Below are 17,307 nucleotides of genomic sequence, written 5' to 3' on the forward strand. Positions count from 1 at the left end.
GGTACATTAAAGAACCGCGGGCGCCCAAGGTATTCTTACTGTGGCAGGGGCGCCGTTGTATCCCTCAACCCTTAACGGGAAATGCAAGACGTTTCCGCTCCTTACGAGCCTCTTTCTTTAACTCAAACCAGGTACTATCCCGATATTTCTCCCGATCTTCTTCGGCGCAGCGAAATCCTTTTCGGAAACAGTTCAGCTCGCCGTAATGATCGCACCCTTCACAAACCGCAGATATAAAGCGGTCCGCTTCCCGAGTGGAAATGAGAAATGTTTGGTCCAGTGGAACAATGCCGGTAATGTAGGAGGATTTGATCCTTCCTGCAAACTCGGCAGCCGAGAAGGCAAGAACCTGAGTCGCCTCTGAGCACGAATCATAAGTCGACTCGAGGCGAATCGGCTCTTTTCTGCCATCCAGAAAGCCTTTATTGAAAAGGTCTGTCTTTTTCTTTCCGTCGATCGGAACAAAGACATACCCCTTCCGGCTATGGATTAGCTCCTGCAGCTTATATTGCTTCTTCCCAGTACTGTTCACATGGACTTCGACCGGTCTAGGTTTCGGCATCTTTATCGCCCCCATCGGCCCAAGCCGCAATTATTTATTACCATCCATCGCCCGATTCTGGCTAAAGCTCGCCGAAATACAGTTCAAACGCTGATCGAACTTCATCAAGCTCGAACACATCGGCGGGCAGCCATTCTGGACACATCGAGAAAAGGAAGTCCATAGGGTCCTCGTTGGGTTCGAATGGATCCCACTTCTGTCCCTTGCGCCTGGCCTTCTCACTCTTCATCCGGCGGAGCTTCTGCTCGATTTGTAAAGCATCGTTGTACAAATCGAGCGCGCTGACGAACTCACCGTTATCCATCGCCAGCTTGATGTGATCCTTCGCCATCTGCAGCATATGAATGAGATGGACTTCTGTAATGGCTTCCGGTATGTCTTCCGGAAAGAGCTGAAGAATGGTCAGGTTACGGGCCTTCGTTTTCCCTACTTTCTTAAAGCCAGCGAGAAGGTAGTTTGCCCCCGGATTCTCCGATTTGACGGCGGAATCCTTAACAAACGTGATAAAACCCTCGGCTGGCACACCCCATCTCTGAATGCTCGCGTAGATCGCCCATTTCACCAAATCCGACGATAGATACTGGGACTCATTTCGGAAAATTGTTGATTCGATGACATCACGAAACCGATCTTTTCGTTTAACGGATTTCCATGAACACCATACGGCATCACCGAGCTGCGTCCTAAGTACCAAGTTCTCCCCGGGCCTCGTGAACTGTGACGCCCCGATCGTAACGCGCGAGTAGTGCCGATCTGCGAGAGCGACACAATCGCGGTCCGTTTTAAAAGTCACAATCCATGGTCCATATGCGCCGCAGTCCTCTTCGCCAAACGACATCAGTGTTGACGAAACCTCCTGCGGAGCGGGATGAAATCGGCGGGTCTTTCGCTTCCTTGACTGCGGGGCTGCAGGAGGGGATTCCTCCACTTGTTCGAGCTCAAAGGTAATCTGCATAGCCTACGCCATCCTCCAAAAGCAAAAGGGAGACAGCCAAAAGCGAATCTCCCCCGTGCGTCTTATTTATAACCGGGTCAGTTGCAATCCCGCCAAGTTTCGCCGGTTTCCTCACCCCAAAACTCACGTGGAGCAAGCTCTGTACCGGCAAAATTGTAGTCGCGGCCACACCTGCAGGTAATCGTAAATCCTGTGCAGTCGAGTTTGGCGCCGCAGTCACAGCGGATGACCACATACCCCGGGACCCACTTGCTAAAATCGAACGTATGCGGCTCCATCCTTTTTCCGCAGCGGCAGGAGCGGGCCTCGGTTTGAATTGTATTCCCCGTCCCGCAGTTGCCGCATAAGATGCCCTCATGGATTTGGACGTCCGTGTAGCCTTCCACATGCTCAACGATCGTTGCCAAGTGAATCACCCTCCGGTACCTCATCCGGGTCGTCAGTCGGATAAAACCGAATGATAATCGGCTCCCCAGGCGCTGCCCACGTATCACGAATCTGCTGTTCGATTTCCTTGGGGCTCGAGAGCACGTAGTCGATATTGCTATCCCACAAAATCGAACCGTTCTCCCGATTGATCCCCTCGATCTTTGACCGAACTTCATGAAAAGTCTCTGGAGTGACGGAGAAGGAAAACTGCGTGCCGGTCCATTTCCATTGGACGTCGATACCCACAAGTCTTTCTTCGATCTGCTCTTTCGACAGGTCCCACGGTTTGAAGTACAGATTTTTCATTCTGTGAATGTCACAACTTTCATTCGTGCAGCAAGTCCCGTTCTCCAATTCTTGCTTGCAGTAATGACAATTCGCCATATCAACAGCTCCCTTATTGAGTTTTTATTACCACTTTTTTTTATTTTCGTTAAAAAAAAGAGATCTGACCCGATTTTTCCGGAACATAGTTCATGAAGACATATTCCGTTTCTACTCTACGGGTTTGACCAAGTTCCGCTTTAGCCACGGTACCGACCTTCGTATCGAACGTCACATAATGCCAATCTTTGTATAGCTCCAAAATCAGAGGATCGCCAAAGTACGTTACCATGCATTTGCCTTGAATGTGGCGTAGCATATAGGCAAGCTCGGTGTGATCTTCATATCGGAAGCCGCCTTTATAGCAGTTTTCACGACCAACATAAGGAGCGTCACAGAAGAAGTATACATCGGGGCCGTCGTAACGCATGATGACCTCTCGAAAATCCAGGCATTCGATATTTACCGATCGGAATCGCCGCTCGAAAGCATCCAGTCGAGCAACCGCATTCTGATAATCGACAGCCGTGCTCTTTACCTTGCTCGCCCTCCACCCACTATTTTCGTTGCTCATGGGTATGATGCACTGGCGAAGCCGGTAATACCACCGCACTGCGCGCTCAAACGGATCGCTCGGAAGTTCTTCATGAAGCCATTTCTCATAAAGATACCGACTGGTCGGAAGTGACATAAGGGCATCGATCAACTTTTCTTTATCGCTACGTAAGACGAGATAGAAGTTCACAAGGTCATGGTCCGCATCATTGAACACTTCAACGCGCCACGGATCTCGGGCAACGGTCATGCTGGCGCCACCTCCGAATACATCCACCCAGCAGTGCATTTTGCGAATGTACGGGATGATACGACTTGAAAGCGCAGCCTTTGCTCCGAACCAGCGAATGCTTCCTACCCCATTATCTATTGCAGCTTCACTCATACGAGCCATATTCCATCTCTCCTGTTTCCGAATTCATGTGAAATCGATTCGGAAATCGGCAGGACTCTATTTGTCCTCTTGCGCTTTCTCGAAGAACCGCGCAAGTGCTACTTATCCCGGAAGGGAGCTCGCTGAAGGGGGCTACAATGAACCTCAAAACGGATAACGCAAGGCGGTACCCGCTCCTTCCTCACACCTGTTATTAGAGAGTTGGTTTATCTGGCAGACATTTGATTTTTATTTCCATAACTGCCTCCTAACGAATTTTACCACTCGTATGTTGGTAGCTCCGGAATGACCAGCGCATTTACATTAAGTATGATCCATTAGCAGCCATGCTCGACAACAGTACGAAGGGCAGCCGGATCTTGAGCCAGCGCCGCAACTTTACTTGCATCCTGTGGAAGATAACTCGTTTAGCGAAAATTATTCTACAGATGAATCGACAGGTATAGTTAAGTTTGCCTTCATCCAACCTTCAATCCATTGCTGAATAAGTGATAGACCTTCGCCGACCTTTAAACCTTTGATATGGGTATTCAGGAATTCATGGTCGCTTGCCGGAACGCATTTCATACCGTTTGCAAACGCCCGCTGCCCATATTCAAAAGCTGATAGGCACTTGTTGTATTCGTCCGTGTACACGGAGTCTTCCAGTACGTTCGAGTTGAAAACGACCTCAAGCGCATAACCTGGAGCGTGGCCCTTCTTCTGGAGATCGTTATACATGAATGTCAGATACGCATCTTTTTCCACAAGACGAAGCATTTGTTTTTCGTTAAAGATAGGCTCTTGCATCTCAATTACCCCCGAATTATTTGATAAGAGCAATCTGCAACCGCAGTAGTGCTTCGCCGATCTTGTTTTCCATCAACTGAGCGTAGTTGCGCTTGATCAGGTACAAAATCAATTTTGCAATGCTCTTTCCAAATTTATTTTTGACCTGCTCGAAGTTCCGATCGGAGTGGAGATCGGCGAGGGATTTCTGCTGTTGCAGAAAGCCTTCCAATTCACCCGAACGGTCCTCCTGCTTCATCGCGTTCTCCAGCTCCTGCAGCGCTTGTCTCTCTTCCTTCCGTTTCCGCTGATAATTCCCGAGCAGCCCCTTCAGTTCTTGGACGTTTTGCTCGATCCCAAAGACATGCGCGCGGTTGCCGTACTTCGTGACAATCTCACTGGCCTCCTGCGGGCTCTGCGAACGAACAAGCGACGTGATATGCCACTTCTCACGCTGGATATCCTTGAGCTTTCGCTTATTACGCTCTTCCTCAATCAAATCCAGGTAATAGGAAGGCTTCGCCCCGAGGGGGACGCTATCGCCGAATATCCTGAAGGGAATGCGGTGTTCATCAAACAGCTTCTTAAGCGGATCGGCTAAGGTGCGGCCGGTATGAATCTCGACAAAGGGAAGCTCATCCATCGCGAATATGAATTCCAGGACCTTATTGGCAAATTCCGCCGCTTCGCTTTTCCGAGGATGATTCTCCTGTTTCGGATACGGCTCGACGATTTCTTCAAAGCCAATGATGCGATGACCGTAATGGCTCAGAAAGTAGATATCGCCGTGCGGAAATTCCCTGGCCACCATATACCCAATGACGCTATTAATCCACCGGCTTTGTTTACCCTGATAGAACAGGTACGCCGGCAGCGCTTCACTCGGCCGTGCTGAAGACTCTGTAATGAGAGAAATCCTTCGCACAAAATCACTCCCATTTCATTCATATTTATTGCCGCCAACTTCGTGCTAAGCTATCGACATGCCATTTCTTATCCGTTGAGTGCTTTGGTAAAAAAACCAAGCTGCTCCCCTATTCCCAAGCCGGCCAGAGGAACATGGCAGGAAATGCCGTGCCGCTCTAGCAGAGGAATGAGGTACTTTCGATAATTTCCTCCGGCGAAGAAAGTTACTGAAGCCGGAGGAAGCGCGACTATATCCTTTGCAACATTTTCGGACCAGCGGATAAGCTCCTGCTTCCCCGCTCCAACCAGAGTTTGGTCGTAGGGCTCAATGACCGTATCCGGATCCGTCAATCCGTGCTTTGCGGACAGAATATAGACTTTATCGAACCGCTGGGTTTGTACGTACTGCCAGCACTTGCGGAATAAAGAAGAGGGCTGGTACAATTGCTGCGCGCTGCATGGGTAGGATTGCTTTAATTTGGTGCAACTAATGACCGCGAGTTTCATACCTGCACGCTCCCGTTTTTATTTATGGTCCCAATTGGTGCTAAATCTTTACCTCGACCTCGAAACGCCACTTCCCCGGTTTCGCCGCTTTTCCGCCCGTAGGAGTAACCTCAAGGCAGCAGGCGGCTATGGACAAGCGCTTGGTTCGCTCATCCTGCCAGAGCCTACAAGGGATGATATGCACGTCGGCATTATGCTTCAAAGCGATGCGGTCGGCGATCTTCCTGGCGTCAGTAAGCTTTAGGGCGTATTCCTCGACAACATCAGGTACGACAACAGGGCTACCATACTGTGCAGAAATTTGAAGGCGCAGCAGCGCCGGCGTTTCGTTCGTAACCCGAAACCCGTTTACCAGCTTACCGCTCCCCCGCGAATGTTTCGTGGCTTTCGCCTTGTTCGCAGCCTGAGCGGGTACCGGCATTTCGACGCAATCCTTGGACAACCACTCCGTGATGTCGTTTCCGCCACCCCGATAGGAGTCCTCTCCGTAAGTCCTGTTCAGCCAATCAATGAAGTATCGCTCCGCTTCATGTTGATGCATGCCGTACCCGTAACCTGCTCTCGTCTCTTTACCCATCTTTATCCATCCTCCTGATTCTTGTTTATTACCCAATTCTTGACAGTGAGCTATCGAACTTCTCTTTAAATCGCTATTGAACTCCTCCCTGCAGGTGACGCACCAATCTCGCCAAGGGTAGTTGGGTCGAGTGGAGCGGGTTTGCCGCAGCAATCGCGGAGCTGTTCCATTTCTGGATGTTCGTCTCCGCATGCTGTATAAACCGGGGTCCTCACCCGAATGAGGGACGCGCTAGTCAAAGGGAACTCAGTCCCGCTTCTTTGAGCATGTTCTGCCAGACAACAAGCCGTTGCCATTTGCATAAGCATGCTCCCCCCATATCTCGATTGAAATAAAAAGGACTCGGCACATGAAATATGCCAAGCCCTCTTATCACCCTAAGCATGCGCTCATCAGTTTACTCATTTGGTTCAAGTGGATAAGTAAGCGGTCCTCTTGTTCACCATTGACGTACTCGAATTCCTTCAGTTAACAAGATTGTTATCTGAAGGATCATTCGGAAACGTGAAGTCAATTCGTTCAGGAGCACCTTTAACGATACGAATTTGAAGCGTATCTGATCCGTCCTCCCAAACTACAACTGTTCCGTTGTTGCAAACGAACGTGCGAAATTCAAGGTTTTTTAAGGGACGCTCGTTTGTTTTCTCCACCACATACGTCACGAGATCAGCGAGATTTTTCATCATTTTAATTACCTCCATGTTTTCCGGAACGACAAAAAGGAGACGCAAAAAAGACATACGTATCCCGTATGCCTTATAGTCTCCTATTGTGCGAACCTATGTTTATTAGCTAGCTAGTAGCCTTGACCCTTCCCTACACGAATCATTTTGCAATGGACGGAGGGAAAATTTTGTGAATCGTAATGCAATTATTATATCATAGAGCTTGATTTGAAAAAAGAGGGGAACATCGAATTGGCTTCCATTGAGGTTATAGGCTCAAAACGGGAACCAGCGGCGGGACTGATTTCCCCTTGACGTAAAACCAGGCATCTAAGAATCCGTCCATATAGTATAAATCCTCTCCATTGTACCAATCCCATTCCACCCCCAATTGCTTTAATATCGCACCCATATGGTATTGATCCATGGAGTCACTTTCCAGGATAAAGGGGAGGATTTGATTCCATAGTTTGGGGTCCACTAAAGGAATTGTAAACCTGTCATTACGGTATCGCCCCCATTCGCTGAATACGATATACTCACCGCTAAATGCATAATGCTCCACATTGCTGTTATAGATTCTTCCGTGCTCTTCAGTGGAAAACAGAATCATTTTCCACCATGTTTCTTTCCACTCCTCCGGTCGATCTTTATCTTGCTTCTCGAAAAGGGGGATGAAAATTGCTGTATCATGCTTGTTGGTAGGGACGGCCACATAATCGATATCTCTGCATGCGACCGTAACATGAACGCGGTAGATTTCCTATCCCAGAATGAACAAGGCTTCCGGCAGAAACCAAGGAGTGAATTATTACTTATAGATATCAATTTATTCCTCGTCATGAATTGAGGAATGAATTGAGAACTTTTTCCCTGGGCAACGTTTATATTTGTTCCTGTCGGCAAGAATGATAATAAAATGAGCCATGGGAGCTGAATATAATGAAGGGAAATCCGGTTTCGAATGAAAATGAATTGCTCTTGAATGAGAATAAAATGTGGTCGAATCTGGATATGTTGCTCTTGAAGTTGTTTGTGGACTCGCGAAGAGCAAAGAATATCATGGATAAGTACATTTTTCCCCAAGCCTCGATTTTGTTTGGCCGCACCGAAAAAGCTTGCTCGATTCGATACGGTAATATCGAAAATGGCGTTGTAAAAATTGACTATCAGGATCCGGCCATAAAGCAATATTTCTCTACACTGCCTACTTACTCCGCGCCATCTAAAGACGATGGCCAACCCTCATTTCGTAATTTGTCTGCCGCTTTACGAGCAATTGAAGCCGAATATGAATATATGAACCATACGTATCAAAAAAACAAAGAACTTCTCAAAGGAAAAAACATTCTTATTGAAGGTCTACAACAAAAAAATGCGAGTTTAGAGAAGCAACTTGAGGAGCGAAACAGCCTTCAAGCCCTTGCTCCGGAAGAGAGAGATGCTTCGCTAGTGCAGCAGCTGCAGGAAGCACAAGAGGAAATTGTTCGTCTTCGGAATGAAAACAAGGAATGGGAAGAGCTGGTCGGTAGTGAAGCGCAAAAGTATGCCGAAATGGAGAAATCGAACCAAAAGCTTTGGGCGGAAAACAAAGCTTTAGTGACCGCACTGCAGGTAGCAAAAAACTACGACCTGATCAGCTAGCAACCGAAACCAAAAATCATATGACTTGTAAATAAGCATATCGAAACCAACATGTAAGGAGTTGCCGATATGCCTGCAGCAATCTATCATCATCTGATACTTGTGATTTACATTTATGTCGCGCTCATCTTGGTCGTAAGAAAGGCATTTGGACAGCAACACTGGGTGGGGTTTCTTTTTCCGTAACATGGGCTTCTTTTCCTTCATCTCTGCAATGATCTATTTTAGCACTTGATGTAAGGTCGTAAGGTGAAGGAGAATTTGGTCACCATGGCCGTGCTTCGTACATGCTCACACGTATAAGTCCATGACTCTAATTGGAGGAATCCCCTTTCACCCGGAAGCCGTTATAATTAAGTAGAAGCAGCTCGTAACCGATATGGCCTTTTCGTTTCGCGGTCAGCAACACTCACCATTACCGATTCGGGCTTTACCCGTGCGATCAAACCCATTGCTTCAATTCGACCAACCATTTCAGAAATGTAGGCTGCCGTCTTATTCTTCGCCCCCGTACCACCATCGATATCGACCATAAAACGAATATCTGCCCCTTGGTCGATATACGGCAAAATGATGTCTTCGAGGCGATTCCGTTCAGCATAACCGATATGGGCAGCAATCTCGCTTGAGAAGGTTGTTTCCAATGACAATTTTTCTTGAACAGAATGGATTTCCCTCGGGAGAATCACTTGCCGGCTGCACAGCCATGCGCCGCGGCCGACACGATATATTACGATGTATGTTACGAATTTCGTGTGGCCAGAATGGGTCTGAGCATCCGTCGTAACCACGAGATGATAAACAGCCCTCGGATCGCTCTCGATGAAACGAGAAATTCGGTCCAGAACGTCACTAAACTCAAGGTCCTTTTCAGTCGTATTGTGGAACGTCGTTTCATGAATCAATGGGAATTGTCGTATTTTTGTCTTCATGGGATTCACCTGTAATGCAAGGTTGGCTTCTTCCTTTCGTACTTGGATTAGCGGGCCCTGATGGAATCGAACCATCGTTTGGCCGGTTATGAGCCGACTGCTTCGCCATTAAGCTAAAGGCCCTCATGATGATGGGATTGGGGAGACTTGAACTCCCACGATCTTTCAATCCGCAGCTCCTTAAGCTACTACGTCTACCATTCCGTCACAATCCCATATGGTCGGGAAGACATGATTCGAACATGCGGCCCCCTGCTCCCAGGGCAGGTGCTCTGACCAAGCTGAGCTACTTCCCGATATTGGTGCGCCTCGAGGGATTTGAACCCTCAGTGTCTTTCGACCACGAATTTTAAGCTCGCTACGTCTGCCGTTCCGTCAGAGGCGCTCAGAAGAAATGCGGGTCTGGCAGGACTCGAACCTGCACTCTCACCTATTAAGAGTCGGGTGTTTTACCAGTTAAACTACAAGCCCACGCGACCGTCCATTTTAACGATGTCAGCTCTCAAATAGAACCTGTCGATCTGAACCGTCGTTCATGCTTCAATGGACAGAAAAACAAATTGTCGGAACGTTCGGCAGTGAACCGAACCATTCGAACAAAATCGTCGAATGTACTTCTTGAGCGTCCCGGTGGCAGGGGCATCCGGATTCGAACCGGAGATGCGGGAGTCAAAGTCCCGTGAATTAGTCCGCTATTCTATACCCCGAAGATTGGCAGGGGGCGTGGGCATCGAACCCACCACAGTCTACTTTGGAGGCAGACTCGCCGCCGAGGAACATGGACCCCTACATAAATGATGGAATCGAAAGGACTCGAACCTCCGACCTGCTGCCTGAAAAGCAGCTGCGCTCCCAACTGAGCTACGATCCCATGGCAGGGATAGCAGGATTCGAACCTGCATTGCACGCATTAACAGTGCGCTGCCTTACCAAATCGGCTATAACCCTAAATATGGTGCTGTCGAGTGGACTTGAACCACCGACCTTCCGGTTATCAGCCGGATGCTCTAACCGTTCTGAGCTACGACAGCATATTGACGGCCCAATGGGACTTGAACCCCTGACCTCTGCGCTGACAACGCAGCGTTCTAACCAACTGAACTATGGAACCGAATTGGAGACGTAGACGGGATTCGAACCCGTGTATCCCTGTTCGAAAGACAGGTGTGTTATGCCGCTTCACCACTACGTCATATGGTCGGGATGACCGGACTTGAACCGATGACCTCTAGTACCCGAAACTAGCGTTCTACCAAGCTGAACTACATCCCGATATGGTGGGAAAGGACGGATTCGAACCGCCGAACCCCGAAGGGAGTTGATTTACAGTCAGCTGCGTTTAGCCTCTTCGCTACTCTCCCCTATTGGTGCCGGCGAAAGGATTTGAACCTTTGACCTACTGATTAAAAGTCAGTTGCTCTGCCAATTGAGCTACGCCAGCTTGTGGACACGGTAAATCCTTGCTTGGAGCGGGTTAATCTCCGGCAGATTTTTTACAGCTTGTGTTTCGTTCAACCACAACTCTGAACCCAACTCATGGTCGACTCACACTCTGCGAACCGTTCATTTATGTACTTTTTGGTGCGGCAATGGGACTTGAACCCACAGGTGAGCTTTCGCTGCACGAGCATCTGAGGCTCGTATGTCTGCCATTCCATCACAGCCGCATGGCTGCCCCTCCAGGGCTTGAACCTGGGATCGCGGCTTCAAAGGCCGCTGCCTTACCAACTTGGCTAAGAGGCAATATAGGGAGATCAACCGGAATCGAACCGGTGATAACGGGGTCACAACCCGTCGCGTTGGCCATTTCGCCATGACCTCCATGGCGGTTGGAGCCGGAATCGAACCGACGACGCATGGCTCTTCAAACCATCGCTCTACCAACTGAGCTATCCAACCATTGGAGCGGAATACGGGAATCGAACCCATACCGAATGCTTGGGAGGCACCCGTTCTTCCGTTAAACTAATTCCGCATTTTGGTGACGCCTGCCGGATTCGAACCGAGCGAATGCAGGATTGAAAGTCCTGTGGCTTAGACCGCTTGCCTAATGCGCCAAGTATTTGGAGGGTCGAGCAGGATTTGACCTGTGATCGACGATTTTGCTGATTGCGAGTTAGCCGGCTTCACCTTTGGTCTTTTGAACCCTTGGAGGCGCTCGTTTTCAATACGAGTGCAATAACCCCGCTCTCAATGAAACATATGTTCGTTATTGCGGTGTAGAAAAGGCTACTCGCCCATTGCGGTTCCACTTGTATCGTTTCGCCTAACCCGGTAGTCCGGAATTACGACAAACACAAATGGACCACTCGCCAAGGGTGCAAGTAGCCTTTTACGTACAAATCTATGGATCAACGGATTCAGATTCAGAACGGTCCGCGATTCATGATCACGTTAGAGCCGTTCCTCCTCTTTTTAGGATTGCACGGCCCAAACGTGGCACGTAAAAACTACTTTTGATTGGCTGGATATAGGCTTTAAGAAGGTTGCTAAATGCCCCTTTACTGCCGCTCTCGCGCCAAATATCGGCATGCTCATGAATGATCGATATCTCATGATAGCCAAATGGCTGTTGCTGATTAGACTGCTCGCATGGATTCATAAATAATGGCTTTCTCATGGCCTATCCCTTCCTTTCTTCGTAGTTTTTACAATGTTACACTTTTTTGCTTTCGTGCTTTATCGCTTTAATGTTTTACCGCTTTACTGATTATGATCTTATCATGGGTTATTTTTGCTGTCAACCCTTTTTTTTTTATATTTTTTTTCTTTATTCCCTCATCGCCTTATAAAAACAAAAAGACCGCTGGACTCCAGCGGTCTTTTCATATCCGGACAAATGCGTCAAAAATGACGCAATTTTGCCTGCAATTCCTCCCTGTCGTCAGGGAGTTAGGGATATCGAAAAAAGGCCGCGTGGCGAGGTATAAGGCTTTTGGCATTTATAAATAAATGGTCGCCTTCCGATGGGCTCCACTGTTGAATGCGCTCATATCCAAATGCCTTTTTCATCCTCGCTCACGCTCCTTCCTACATACCTAAATTTTCCTCATAATAAATCAATACCAACTTCAGTGTCAAGTAGCAATGATTAATTTTTCCAAAAGTACAATCTTACTTCTGGACCAATCATCCATCGCCGCGCTTGTGTTCGCCTGAAGTTCGTATGCCGTTGTCCCGCAACGCCCGGAGACGTAACTATCACCGATCATCACCGCACTTTGGCCCTGGCCGCCACAACGTAATGATCGATGAACGACGCCTTCGCGTCGCCGCTGCCTGCTGAACGTATGATGTTTTCCCAACTACCTCCGGCGGAACGATCGTTTAGCGCCGCTTGTCTATTGATGCAGGTGCCCCCGCATCACGTAAGCTGATAGCTGGTCCGCCGTCGTAGGAACAAACACCCCCGGCCCCACTGCTGCAAGCCTATCGCCAGTCTCCACGTCGATCTCTGGCTCCGTCGCAGCACGCTGGTTCCTTCTGCAACACCTATACCGACATCCTAGCCACGCCAGCTATTAGATTGGTGGTAACGCCGCCGCGGCCTCTCAGGACGCCGGTTCCTTTCGCAGCATAATGCCGGACAGCTTGCCCGCGGTTGTTCGGAAGGTTATTCTTCGCCTTCGAATCTTATACAGCACACAGGCTGAGTCCTAAACTCTGCGATGGTTGAGAGCTCTCGTCGGGCTTCACCGTACCGCTCCTGTTCACGTTTGGCTACATTCCGCGTCTCTGGGTGCCATTAGGCGTAACGATCATCAATTAAGCCCAATATGAAAAAAAGCCCGAGAGCTCCGGGCCTTGTTTTGTTAATTTGGAAAGGACGACTAAGATTATTTATTAATAGCGCCGGATTTCTCGATCGTTGCTTTCATGTCTGGAAGTGCCTTATACAACCCGAAATACTGGTTATCAGCAATGAACTTCTTGAATTCCGGATCGGTCCCTCCGATAGCCCCATAAGAGTCAATAACGGCAATTCCGACCTGAAACTTGCCCTTCTCCGGGGCCGTAAAGGTGAAAGAAGCAGGATTGCCCTTTTCTTCTTTAAAAAGCTTCCACGAGTCGGATTCGCTGGCGCGATAAAATTCCCAGAAGTACACGATTTGGTTTTTATCCGGGTCCGTGCTGTTATTGTTAAAAGAAACTGTCTGTCCCTTCTCATAGGCGTTAAAGCCTTTCGGGTCACCCATATTGACCGTTACGTTGGATGCAGTCGGTTTTGAATTGCTAGCAGGAGCAGTAGCGTCAGCAGCTGGTTTCTTTGCGGCGGTATCCGTGCCCCCATTCCCTGTACATGCTCCAAGCAGCAAGCTAATGCTCAAAACTCCAATAACACCATACAATTTCCCCATAATCATTCACTCCAAATTTAATATTTTCACTAATGTTATCGGCAAAAATGGAGGAAATATTAACCATGGTGGAATGGACTGGCGGCGGATCGGCGCCGGCCTACGAATATCTGGATAAGTTATCTACGATATCCTGAATGAAATCATTATGCTTCCCGCGGCGGATATGCTCGAGCATGTTACGAAACTGCAGGGATATCAGTTCTTCAACGGTCATCCTAAACGAAGCGTCGAATTGGCGCAGTTCCATCAAGAAGAATTCGCCGCGACGAACGTACTTCTCATACATAGGAACTTCCAGCTGCAGAATCTTTGCGCCTTTCAGCACGACTCTTCGCTCCTCCAGCGCCCAGTGATTCGGGTTTTTCTCGGAAAGCTCAAGCACGCTCGGCTTCAGCGAAAATGTTCTTCGCAGCTCGACGAGCGATTTGAATATCTCGTGCAGCTGACTTGTCTTCCGCAACTGGGTGATAAAATCATAGTACAATATGGCGATCATTTGCGATAACGTGACCTGAAGTCCCCCAGTTAGCTCTTCCATATCATCAAGGAACGATTCGGCCCGGGCAAAATCGAGATCTGTCGCCCGAATGTATAGCGTGACCCAAGGATTCGGTTCGCTAGATTTTACTATCATATCGAGCAATTTATCAAGAAATCGTTGTCTGCGCGGGGGCTGCGATATCTCTTGGAGCAGGTTACCGATTGTATCGACTCGACTGAATTTTTCCCTCACGGTCGCCCGCCCCCCATTCCAATTTGGTTCATCATGAGCCGATAAATGAAGCTGCGGCGTGACTTTTCGTTCAGGTTGACATACAGTTCTTCCAACAGACGATAATCACGCATGCGGGGTTTCGCGTGCATGTACGTCCCAGTGTCTTTATAGGGAATGGGCGGGTACTTCTCCGGATGCAACTGAAATTCTCTGAGAGCAGCAAGTAGGATTTCGGTATTCGATTCAGTCTCCTTTTTGGCCTGCCCTCTGACTGCCCCGGCACGACGGCGGAGCTCCTTACGCTGCTCTTCTGTAACGGGGAATTTTACGTCTTTAATTTTGTCTCCCCGTACCTGACGAACCCGCTCCTTGGAGGGAACAACAGGATCCGCAATGATTTTCGGCAATGACTGATTCGGACGAAAAAAATCTTTATTCAGCACCTCTCCACTACTCCCTTCAAGGATGGTTGCCCCCTATTAGCTCTAGGGACATAATTCCAAGAATCCAAATTTCATATTGGTACAAGCATATGAGAAGGTGCAGGGATATTATGAGTATTGTGGGGTATATTTTTCGAAATATTGGGCAAGGATGGTAAGTAAATATCTGCCCTGGGAGGACATGAGCATGGATAAAAAATTAGCCACACAATTTGCGCAGTTAGCTAAAAAGGCTGAAGAAAAGCTGATCCCGCCGAAGCAAAGTAAGAAGTAAAAGAGCGATCGAGGAACGGTTACTAGGGAAGGTAGTAAAGTATAAGTTTGCTGGAAATATTTTATTAAAGCATATCTTTACCGCAAATTCGTTGGGTTTTGGCTTGTTTTTTTGACCTAAATGTCCGTTTTATCGGGAATTTCTGAATTAAAGCATAAGTTTGCCGCGAGTAAAATCCGGCATAGTTTTGCCGAATCGGCAAAGGTATGCTTTAAAAATAAATACCGGAGCGGGTCCCGCTCCGGTTCATTAACACTATGTTTCCATCATCACTAGACAGGAAAGGTCGTCCATAATCCCATCAATGAAAGGCTGAAGCATCTGTTGCTCTCCGCTACTAATAACCGTTTGAAAATCTCCATTTCCTTACATGGCATCGTGAAGTCGTTCGTTTCCATCTTTCCGTTCGTGCCGCGTTACTTTTCACCTCGTGGAAAATTGATATTCACTGAGGATCATCGCCACCCCATATATCAGGCGACAAACTATAGTCAACCAGTTCCCGCGCATCTTTTATCGCTGGAACCAATTTAGAGCGCATTGTTCCAAAATCAACTCTAAATCCATCCTCAAAGCTATACTTCAAGATAGCGTATCCCTTATAATGATCGATTCTTTCTACTGTCTTCCCAGCAGCGTCATAGCAAATATCGCAAACGTCGCCGGAAAATTCTGCGTTGCAACCTAAACAAGTTTTAGTCATGCTCATGTTCTCCCTTATTGGCATGTTATTCATCGAAGTTCATTCGTGATCCGAAGCTTCTTTTGATAACCATTTGTCTAGCTCTTCCATACGACGTTGCTCACCAACTGGGTCGAAGATAATGATTCATTGACTGTTTGTTGTTGACTCAACCTTATTGAGCATGTCCAAGCGTCTGATAATCTCTTTTTTTGTATTCCTCGGCAAACTTATAGTCACCGGCGCGGCAAGCCAGCTCAAACTCCTCTACCAATTCATCGTTTTCGCACACTTTCGGTTCTCGTCATGGTCCCTTAACTTTCACCCTCCTATGTTCGTTTTACCATCCTTAATCACCTCGTGGAAAATTGATATTCATTCAGTATCCTGTGAAACAATTTGGTGATTTCCATTTTCAACTTCACTGAGAGGAACATAATCAACCTCACCATCAGGGTAGATAACTTCATAGCACAATCTGCTCGGTAGTGTTGGATCTGGTATTACATAAAATAATCCTGTGATTTCCGGCAATTTCATCGCAGGTTTCTTATAAGCGTGGAGATGTATTGGCTTTAGATAAGATTTAATTTTCTGAATCAACGAGATTTCCCTCCTTATGTTCGGCTAAATTCACTGAATTACTTAACGGCTGTCTCTTCTAGTTCGCGAGCTTTTGCTGCTTTGAAATAACATAATGTAGAAACGCGAGGGATTTGAAGGCGACGTCAGGAAGAATTTCTTGCACATCCCGCAAGACCCTGACCTCTCGCACACACTCCTTACCCTGCTCAATATCCTCGGATAGCATCAGTACAATTCCCATAGCGGGATCGTCAAAAGTTAATTAAAGTCTGCACATTCCGTATGCGACGCTGGGACTTCTCTACAAACTCCTGATCCTTCTCAATACAAATAAATTCCCTGTTTGTACTTATGCAAGCCTCTGCAGTCGCACCGCTGCCCGAGCAGTTATCGAGAACTAAATCCCCATCATTCGTATAGGTCCTTATCAAGAACCGCAGCAATTCTACTGGCTTTTGATTAGGATGGATGCGGCGCGGATCATCGTTGTTCACTACTGGAAAATGTAATATCGATTGTGGATGACGTTCCGTACTTCCCGCTTTATTAATTCCTTCAACGTTACCATAGACCGTGCTGGTGTTCGCTCGCTGGGTGAAATTCATTGGTCTATGCCCTGTTGTTTTCTGCGGGTTGTAAACAGGGAGAGCTTTGTAGAATATCAAGATATTTTCATGCGACTGCATTGGCATATGCTCAGCATTCAGGTGCCCAGTCGCCTTGTTCTTCGCCCAAATCCATTCATAACGGAATAGTTTTGGATTGCTTGCCCAAAGCATCTTATCGAAAGGTGCTTTTGCGAATAAAACGATCGCTCCATTTTCCTTTATGATTCGCTCGTATTGAAGCCAAAGTTGATCAAACGGGATTATCGTATCCCACTTGCTTTTGGTCGTACCATACGGAAGATCGCAGAGAATCATATCTATGCTGCCGCTCGGTATTAGTGGCATGAATTTTAGACAGTCTCCATGAATGATCTGATTACGCACCCTGGGCCCCCCATTTTCCTCCATATTCATAATGTTG

The 17,307-nt window shown here is 47.7% G+C and carries 21 protein-coding genes and 19 tRNA genes; 2 read left to right on the plus strand and 38 right to left on the minus strand.

The window, feature by feature from the left end; translation table 11 throughout:
* Positions 1-64: 64 nt before the first annotated feature.
* From AC0LWT_RS24220 to AC0LWT_RS24250, 7 genes are all read right to left on the minus strand, one after another.
* The gene (locus AC0LWT_RS24220; protein WP_474683856.1) at positions 65-562 is read right to left on the minus strand and encodes a hypothetical protein; all 498 of its coding nucleotides are present in this window, start codon (positions 560-562) and stop codon (positions 65-67) included.
* 61 nt (positions 563-623) lie between these two features.
* The gene (locus tag AC0LWT_RS24225) at positions 624-1,517 is read right to left on the minus strand and encodes a hypothetical protein (protein ID WP_474683857.1); all 894 of its coding nucleotides are present in this window, start codon (positions 1,515-1,517) and stop codon (positions 624-626) included.
* 77 nt (positions 1,518-1,594) lie between these two features.
* Complete coding sequence (locus AC0LWT_RS24230; protein WP_474683858.1) at positions 1,595-1,924, minus strand: hypothetical protein; 330 nt, start codon at positions 1,922-1,924, stop codon at positions 1,595-1,597.
* The gene (locus AC0LWT_RS24235; protein ID WP_474683859.1) at positions 1,908-2,330 is read right to left on the minus strand and encodes a hypothetical protein; all 423 of its coding nucleotides are present in this window, start codon (positions 2,328-2,330) and stop codon (positions 1,908-1,910) included. Before AC0LWT_RS24235 ends, AC0LWT_RS24230 begins: the two co-directional genes overlap by 17 nt.
* A 49-nt stretch (positions 2,331-2,379) precedes the next feature.
* Entirely contained in the window at positions 2,380-3,219 is an 840-nt protein-coding gene (locus tag AC0LWT_RS24240) for a DNA adenine methylase (RefSeq protein ID WP_474683860.1), read from the minus strand.
* Between the two features lie 417 nt (positions 3,220-3,636).
* On the minus strand, positions 3,637-4,008 hold the full coding sequence (locus tag AC0LWT_RS24245; protein ID WP_474683861.1) for a hypothetical protein: 372 nt from the start codon (positions 4,006-4,008) through the stop codon (positions 3,637-3,639).
* A gap of 16 nt (positions 4,009-4,024) precedes the next feature.
* On the minus strand, positions 4,025-4,630 hold the full coding sequence (locus AC0LWT_RS24250; RefSeq protein WP_474683862.1) for a hypothetical protein: 606 nt from the start codon (positions 4,628-4,630) through the stop codon (positions 4,025-4,027).
* Here AC0LWT_RS24250 and AC0LWT_RS24255 point away from each other — a divergent pair.
* Complete coding sequence (locus AC0LWT_RS24255; protein ID WP_474683863.1) at positions 4,601-4,882, plus strand: hypothetical protein; 282 nt, start codon at positions 4,601-4,603, stop codon at positions 4,880-4,882. The genes AC0LWT_RS24250 and AC0LWT_RS24255 overlap by 30 nt on opposite strands.
* Positions 4,883-4,980: 98 nt before the next feature.
* Here the strand turns inward: AC0LWT_RS24255 and AC0LWT_RS24260 are convergent, their stop codons facing one another.
* The 4 genes from AC0LWT_RS24260 to AC0LWT_RS24275 all read right to left on the minus strand — a co-directional run bounded on the left by AC0LWT_RS24260 (position 4,981) and on the right by AC0LWT_RS24275 (position 7,357).
* Entirely contained in the window at positions 4,981-5,400 is a 420-nt protein-coding gene (locus AC0LWT_RS24260; RefSeq protein WP_474683865.1) for a DUF6884 domain-containing protein, read from the minus strand.
* 40 nt (positions 5,401-5,440) lie between these two features.
* A complete protein-coding gene (locus AC0LWT_RS24265) occupies positions 5,441-5,977 on the minus strand; it encodes a hypothetical protein (RefSeq protein WP_474683866.1) in 537 nt (178 codons plus the stop codon).
* Positions 5,978-6,441: 464 nt separating this feature from the next.
* Positions 6,442-6,663, minus strand: a complete 222-nt coding sequence (locus tag AC0LWT_RS24270) for a hypothetical protein (RefSeq protein ID WP_474683867.1) — start codon at positions 6,661-6,663, stop codon at positions 6,442-6,444.
* 247 nt (positions 6,664-6,910) lie between these two features.
* Positions 6,911-7,357, minus strand: a complete 447-nt coding sequence (locus tag AC0LWT_RS24275) for a hypothetical protein (protein WP_474683868.1) — start codon at positions 7,355-7,357, stop codon at positions 6,911-6,913.
* A gap of 227 nt (positions 7,358-7,584) precedes the next feature.
* Here AC0LWT_RS24275 and AC0LWT_RS24280 point away from each other — a divergent pair, with 227 nt between their 5' ends.
* Positions 7,585-8,286 carry a hypothetical protein gene (locus AC0LWT_RS24280; protein ID WP_474683869.1) on the plus strand — a complete coding sequence of 234 codons (702 nt, stop codon included), beginning with the start codon at positions 7,585-7,587 and terminating at the stop codon, positions 8,284-8,286.
* 353 nt (positions 8,287-8,639) lie between these two features.
* Here AC0LWT_RS24280 and AC0LWT_RS24285 read toward each other — a convergent pair whose 3' ends face one another.
* The 27 genes from AC0LWT_RS24285 to AC0LWT_RS24415 all read right to left on the minus strand — a co-directional run bounded on the left by AC0LWT_RS24285 (position 8,640) and on the right by AC0LWT_RS24415 (position 17,270).
* Entirely contained in the window at positions 8,640-9,218 is a 579-nt protein-coding gene (locus AC0LWT_RS24285; RefSeq protein ID WP_474683870.1) for a ribonuclease H-like YkuK family protein, read from the minus strand.
* A 51-nt stretch (positions 9,219-9,269) separates the two neighbouring features.
* Positions 9,270-9,341, minus strand: a tRNA-Ile gene (locus tag AC0LWT_RS24290).
* 9 nt (positions 9,342-9,350) lie between these two features.
* A tRNA-Leu gene (locus AC0LWT_RS24295) sits at positions 9,351-9,433 on the minus strand.
* A gap of 3 nt (positions 9,434-9,436) precedes the next feature.
* A tRNA-Pro gene (locus tag AC0LWT_RS24300) sits at positions 9,437-9,514 on the minus strand.
* A 4-nt stretch (positions 9,515-9,518) separates the two neighbouring features.
* A tRNA-Leu gene (locus tag AC0LWT_RS24305) sits at positions 9,519-9,603 on the minus strand.
* Between the two features lie 246 nt (positions 9,604-9,849).
* Positions 9,850-9,925 (minus strand) — tRNA-Gln (locus AC0LWT_RS24310).
* A gap of 91 nt (positions 9,926-10,016) precedes the next feature.
* Positions 10,017-10,089, minus strand: a tRNA-Glu gene (locus AC0LWT_RS24315).
* A gap of 1 nt (position 10,090) precedes the next feature.
* Positions 10,091-10,166, minus strand: a tRNA-Asn gene (locus tag AC0LWT_RS24320).
* Positions 10,167-10,171: 5 nt separating this feature from the next.
* Positions 10,172-10,249 (minus strand) — tRNA-Ile (locus AC0LWT_RS24325).
* Between the two features lie 6 nt (positions 10,250-10,255).
* Positions 10,256-10,330 (minus strand) — tRNA-Asp (locus AC0LWT_RS24330).
* A 3-nt stretch (positions 10,331-10,333) separates the two neighbouring features.
* Positions 10,334-10,410: transfer RNA gene (locus AC0LWT_RS24335), tRNA-Glu, on the minus strand.
* A 3-nt stretch (positions 10,411-10,413) separates the two neighbouring features.
* Positions 10,414-10,490 (minus strand) — tRNA-Pro (locus AC0LWT_RS24340).
* A gap of 3 nt (positions 10,491-10,493) precedes the next feature.
* Positions 10,494-10,579: transfer RNA gene (locus AC0LWT_RS24345), tRNA-Tyr, on the minus strand.
* A gap of 4 nt (positions 10,580-10,583) precedes the next feature.
* Positions 10,584-10,659, minus strand: a tRNA-Lys gene (locus AC0LWT_RS24350).
* Positions 10,660-10,797: 138 nt separating this feature from the next.
* Positions 10,798-10,885: transfer RNA gene (locus AC0LWT_RS24355), tRNA-Leu, on the minus strand.
* 1 nt (position 10,886) lies between these two features.
* Positions 10,887-10,961, minus strand: a tRNA-Gln gene (locus AC0LWT_RS24360).
* 6 nt (positions 10,962-10,967) lie between these two features.
* Positions 10,968-11,039, minus strand: a tRNA-His gene (locus tag AC0LWT_RS24365).
* 2 nt (positions 11,040-11,041) lie between these two features.
* Positions 11,042-11,117: transfer RNA gene (locus AC0LWT_RS24370), tRNA-Phe, on the minus strand.
* A gap of 2 nt (positions 11,118-11,119) precedes the next feature.
* Positions 11,120-11,193 (minus strand) — tRNA-Gly (locus AC0LWT_RS24375).
* Between the two features lie 4 nt (positions 11,194-11,197).
* Positions 11,198-11,275: transfer RNA gene (locus AC0LWT_RS24380), tRNA-Glu, on the minus strand.
* A gap of 332 nt (positions 11,276-11,607) precedes the next feature.
* Positions 11,608-11,838 (minus strand): hypothetical protein, encoded by a 231-nt coding sequence (locus AC0LWT_RS24385; protein WP_474683871.1) that lies wholly within the window; start codon positions 11,836-11,838, stop codon positions 11,608-11,610.
* A gap of 1,216 nt (positions 11,839-13,054) precedes the next feature.
* Positions 13,055-13,576, minus strand: coding sequence for a hypothetical protein (locus AC0LWT_RS24390; RefSeq protein WP_474683872.1), 522 nt, complete (start codon positions 13,574-13,576; stop codon positions 13,055-13,057).
* A gap of 100 nt (positions 13,577-13,676) precedes the next feature.
* Positions 13,677-14,213 carry a hypothetical protein gene (locus AC0LWT_RS24395; RefSeq protein ID WP_474683873.1) on the minus strand — a complete coding sequence of 179 codons (537 nt, stop codon included), beginning with the start codon at positions 14,211-14,213 and terminating at the stop codon, positions 13,677-13,679.
* 95 nt (positions 14,214-14,308) lie between these two features.
* Positions 14,309-14,737, minus strand: a complete 429-nt coding sequence (locus AC0LWT_RS24400; protein ID WP_474683874.1) for a hypothetical protein — start codon at positions 14,735-14,737, stop codon at positions 14,309-14,311.
* A 719-nt stretch (positions 14,738-15,456) separates the two neighbouring features.
* A complete protein-coding gene (locus AC0LWT_RS24405) occupies positions 15,457-15,714 on the minus strand; it encodes a hypothetical protein (protein ID WP_474683875.1) in 258 nt (85 codons plus the stop codon).
* Positions 15,715-16,068: 354 nt separating this feature from the next.
* Entirely contained in the window at positions 16,069-16,296 is a 228-nt protein-coding gene (locus tag AC0LWT_RS24410) for a hypothetical protein (RefSeq protein WP_474683876.1), read from the minus strand.
* Positions 16,297-16,529: 233 nt separating this feature from the next.
* Complete coding sequence (locus AC0LWT_RS24415) at positions 16,530-17,270, minus strand: DNA-methyltransferase (protein WP_474683877.1); 741 nt, start codon at positions 17,268-17,270, stop codon at positions 16,530-16,532.
* Positions 17,271-17,307: the final 37 nt, after the last annotated feature.

It is taken from the genome of Paenibacillus sp. sgz302164 (assembly GCF_056120505.1).

Excerpts from the sequence above, each read along its gene's own strand:
- AC0LWT_RS24270 (WP_474683867.1), bottom strand. The coding sequence starts at position 6,663 with ATGATGAAAAATCTCGCTGATCTCGTGACGTATGTGGTGGAGAAAACA.
- AC0LWT_RS24245 (WP_474683861.1), bottom strand. The coding sequence starts at position 4,008 with ATGCAAGAGCCTATCTTTAACGAAAAACAAATGCTTCGTCTTGTGGAA.
- AC0LWT_RS24250 (WP_474683862.1), bottom strand. The coding sequence starts at position 4,630 with ATGGATGAGCTTCCCTTTGTCGAGATTCATACCGGCCGCACCTTAGCC.
- AC0LWT_RS24385 (WP_474683871.1), bottom strand. The coding sequence starts at position 11,838 with ATGAGAAAGCCATTATTTATGAATCCATGCGAGCAGTCTAATCAGCAA.
- AC0LWT_RS24285 (WP_474683870.1), bottom strand. The coding sequence starts at position 9,218 with ATGAAGACAAAAATACGACAATTCCCATTGATTCATGAAACGACGTTC.
- AC0LWT_RS24240 (WP_474683860.1), bottom strand. The coding sequence starts at position 3,219 with ATGGCTCGTATGAGTGAAGCTGCAATAGATAATGGGGTAGGAAGCATT.
- AC0LWT_RS24255 (WP_474683863.1), top strand. The coding sequence starts at position 4,601 with ATGAATCTCGACAAAGGGAAGCTCATCCATCGCGAATATGAATTCCAG.
- AC0LWT_RS24235 (WP_474683859.1), bottom strand. The coding sequence starts at position 2,330 with ATGGCGAATTGTCATTACTGCAAGCAAGAATTGGAGAACGGGACTTGC.
- AC0LWT_RS24405 (WP_474683875.1), bottom strand. The coding sequence starts at position 15,714 with ATGACTAAAACTTGTTTAGGTTGCAACGCAGAATTTTCCGGCGACGTT.
- AC0LWT_RS24260 (WP_474683865.1), bottom strand. The coding sequence starts at position 5,400 with ATGAAACTCGCGGTCATTAGTTGCACCAAATTAAAGCAATCCTACCCA.
- AC0LWT_RS24280 (WP_474683869.1), top strand. The coding sequence starts at position 7,585 with ATGAAGGGAAATCCGGTTTCGAATGAAAATGAATTGCTCTTGAATGAG.
- AC0LWT_RS24220 (WP_474683856.1), bottom strand. The coding sequence starts at position 562 with ATGCCGAAACCTAGACCGGTCGAAGTCCATGTGAACAGTACTGGGAAG.
- AC0LWT_RS24390 (WP_474683872.1), bottom strand. The coding sequence starts at position 13,576 with ATGGGGAAATTGTATGGTGTTATTGGAGTTTTGAGCATTAGCTTGCTG.
- AC0LWT_RS24225 (WP_474683857.1), bottom strand. The coding sequence starts at position 1,517 with ATGCAGATTACCTTTGAGCTCGAACAAGTGGAGGAATCCCCTCCTGCA.
- AC0LWT_RS24395 (WP_474683873.1), bottom strand. The coding sequence starts at position 14,213 with ATGATAGTAAAATCTAGCGAACCGAATCCTTGGGTCACGCTATACATT.
- AC0LWT_RS24265 (WP_474683866.1), bottom strand. The coding sequence starts at position 5,977 with ATGGGTAAAGAGACGAGAGCAGGTTACGGGTACGGCATGCATCAACAT.